This window comes from Helicobacter pylori FD535 (assembly GCF_000296015.2).
Classification (GTDB): domain Bacteria; phylum Campylobacterota; class Campylobacteria; order Campylobacterales; family Helicobacteraceae; genus Helicobacter; species Helicobacter pylori_CT.
In genome coordinates, this window is record NZ_AKHP02000071.1 from 1 (window position 1) to 2,118 (window position 2,118).

Consider the following 2,118-nt stretch of genomic DNA (forward strand, 5'->3'; position numbering starts at 1 on the left):
GTGAACACCACCATCACCACCACAGCTCTCATCATGAAGAAGGTTGTTGCAGCACTAGCGATAGTCATCATCAAGAAGAAGGTTGCTGCCACGGGCATCACGAGTAATATCGGTGTGGCTAGGGGCAACTTGACTAGGGTTGTCTCTGGTTTTGACTTTGAGATACAATCATTCCAATCTAACCCATTCTAACCAAACCCATTAAATCCAATCAAACCAACACACTTGATTTTTATCGTTACAAACGCTCATTAATGCTCCTTAATGCCTATAAAAAGTTATTTCTTGTCCAATAATATCGTTAAGATTTTTAATTTAAGCTTCAATGTTTTACAATACTCAAAATATTAAAACAATTTTTCAATCAAGGAAAGGGTATGCAAGTTACCCCCCCATTTTTTAAAAACCAAATTTTTATTTTTGGCTTTTTATTCTATGCTAGGGTTTAATCTATATTCCAAAGAAACGCTAATAAATCCAAACAATAGAAATTATAACCTATATTTCAAAGATATAAGAAAACTAAAATAAAAGGAAGTTTAATATCAACGCTCCATAAAACAAAGCCTTGTGCTTTATGGTTCCAACCCCCATGCGTCTTTAAAAGAAGCGTTTTTAAGCTTTAAATTCAAGCTCCCCTCAATCCATTGGGTGTTAGCCCCCTTTTCATTATTGTCAAACAAGAACACCCCTAAAAAGCCTCTAGGGGTTTTAATCAGGCTCAATTCCACGCTAGGAAGAATGATCTTGCTGTCAGGTTTGACTTCAAACGCTAGGAAAAAGGGGCTGTTGTTTTTGAAATCATAGCCATTTTTGGTGTATGAATAGCCAGGAGCGCTTTGCAAGATGCCTTTTTGAGTTTCCACGCTAAAAGAATCCAAGTAATAAAACCCAGGCTCTAGCTTGAACGATTGAATTTTGGCTGAAGCGTAGCGGTTTTTCCATAAAAGCATGAAGCGCTCACTCCCTAGCATGAATAAAGGCCCTCTAGGGTCTTTGAGCTTTGCTTTAGGGTTTTTTTCAAGCGTTTTATTGTGTTTGGCGATAACTCCTCTATCCACTTTGCGCCAATAAGTGCGCACGCTTTGGCCTTGATGAGCGATATAAAGATTCACCAAACCAGAATGATGGCCTTTGGGGGGCAAGCAAGAGGCTAATAAAAGAGCGGCTAACAAACTCACGATTTGAAACTTCAAACAAATTCCTTAAAAAGAGTGGTGGCTGAATGCTAACATGCTAAAACTAAAACCCTTATAAGTTATGGATAAAAACTTAAAGAATAGGGTAAAATAAACGCATGCGAATAGACAAATTTTTACAATCAGTGGGTTTAGTGAAGCGGCGCGTTTTAGCGACAGATATGTGCAATGTGGGGGCGGTGTGGCTTAATGGGAGTTGCGCTAAGGCTAGTAAAGAAGTGAAAGCGGGCGATGCGATTAGCTTGCACTATTTAAAAGGGATAGAAGAATACACGATTTTACAAATCCCCACTTTAAAAAATGTGCCACGAAAAGACACGCACCTTTATATCGCTCCTAAAACAAAAGAATCATAAGATAAAAGACCAAGGATCAATCCGTGAAAGAATACAAAGACACCCTAAACTTAAACACAACCACCTTTTCTATGAAAGGGAATTTGAGCGTTAATGAGCCTAAAACTTACGCTAAATGGCAAGAGCAACAAGCGTTTAAACGCATGCAAGCTAGGAAAGATAACCATGGGGATTTCACTTTGCATGACGGGCCGCCTTATGCGAACGGGCATTTGCATTTAGGGCATGCCTTAAATAAAATTTTAAAAGACATTGTCGTTAAAAGAGAATATTTTAAAGGGAAGAAAATCTATTACACGCCCGGTTGGGATTGCCATGGCTTGCCCATTGAGCAGCAAATTTTAGAGCGATTAGAAAAAGAAAAAACAAGCCTGGAAAACCCCACGCTGTTTAGAGAAAAGTGCCGAGATCATGCGAAAAAGTTTTTAGAAATCCAAAAGAATGAATTTTTGCAATTAGGCGTTTTGGGGGATTTTGAAGATCCTTATAAAACCATGGATTTTAAATTTGAAGCGAGCATTTATAGGGCTTTAGTGGAAGTGGCTAAAAAAGGGCTTTTGAAA

At 38.4% G+C, this 2,118-nt stretch carries 3 protein-coding genes and 1 pseudogene; 3 read left to right on the forward strand and 1 reads right to left on the reverse strand.

Annotated elements, in window-relative coordinates; all coding sequences use genetic code 11:
- Nucleotides 1-107 (forward strand): annotated as a pseudogene (locus DV63_RS18775) (nickel storage protein Hpn); the annotation flags it as partial.
- 468 nt (nucleotides 108-575) lie between these two features.
- On the opposite strand, the gene DV63_RS17155 reads toward DV63_RS18775, so the two are convergent.
- Entirely contained in the window at nucleotides 576-1,196 is a 621-nt protein-coding gene (locus DV63_RS17155; RefSeq protein WP_000671827.1) for a hypothetical protein, read from the reverse strand.
- Nucleotides 1,197-1,297: 101 nt separating this feature from the next.
- On the opposite strand from DV63_RS17155, the gene DV63_RS17160 reads away from it, so the two are divergent.
- Complete coding sequence (locus tag DV63_RS17160; RefSeq protein WP_001217152.1) at nucleotides 1,298-1,555, forward strand: RNA-binding S4 domain-containing protein; 258 nt, start codon at nucleotides 1,298-1,300, stop codon at nucleotides 1,553-1,555.
- A 23-nt stretch (nucleotides 1,556-1,578) separates the two neighbouring features.
- Nucleotides 1,579-2,118: class I tRNA ligase family protein (locus DV63_RS0209585; RefSeq protein ID WP_031203048.1), on the forward strand; the 540-nt coding region annotated here is incomplete at its 3' end.

What these genes read in the sequence shown, in the direction of transcription:
- DV63_RS17160 (WP_001217152.1), top strand. Translation starts at nt 1,298, where the DNA reads ATGCGAATAGACAAATTTTTACAATCAGTGGGTTTAGTGAAGCGGCGC.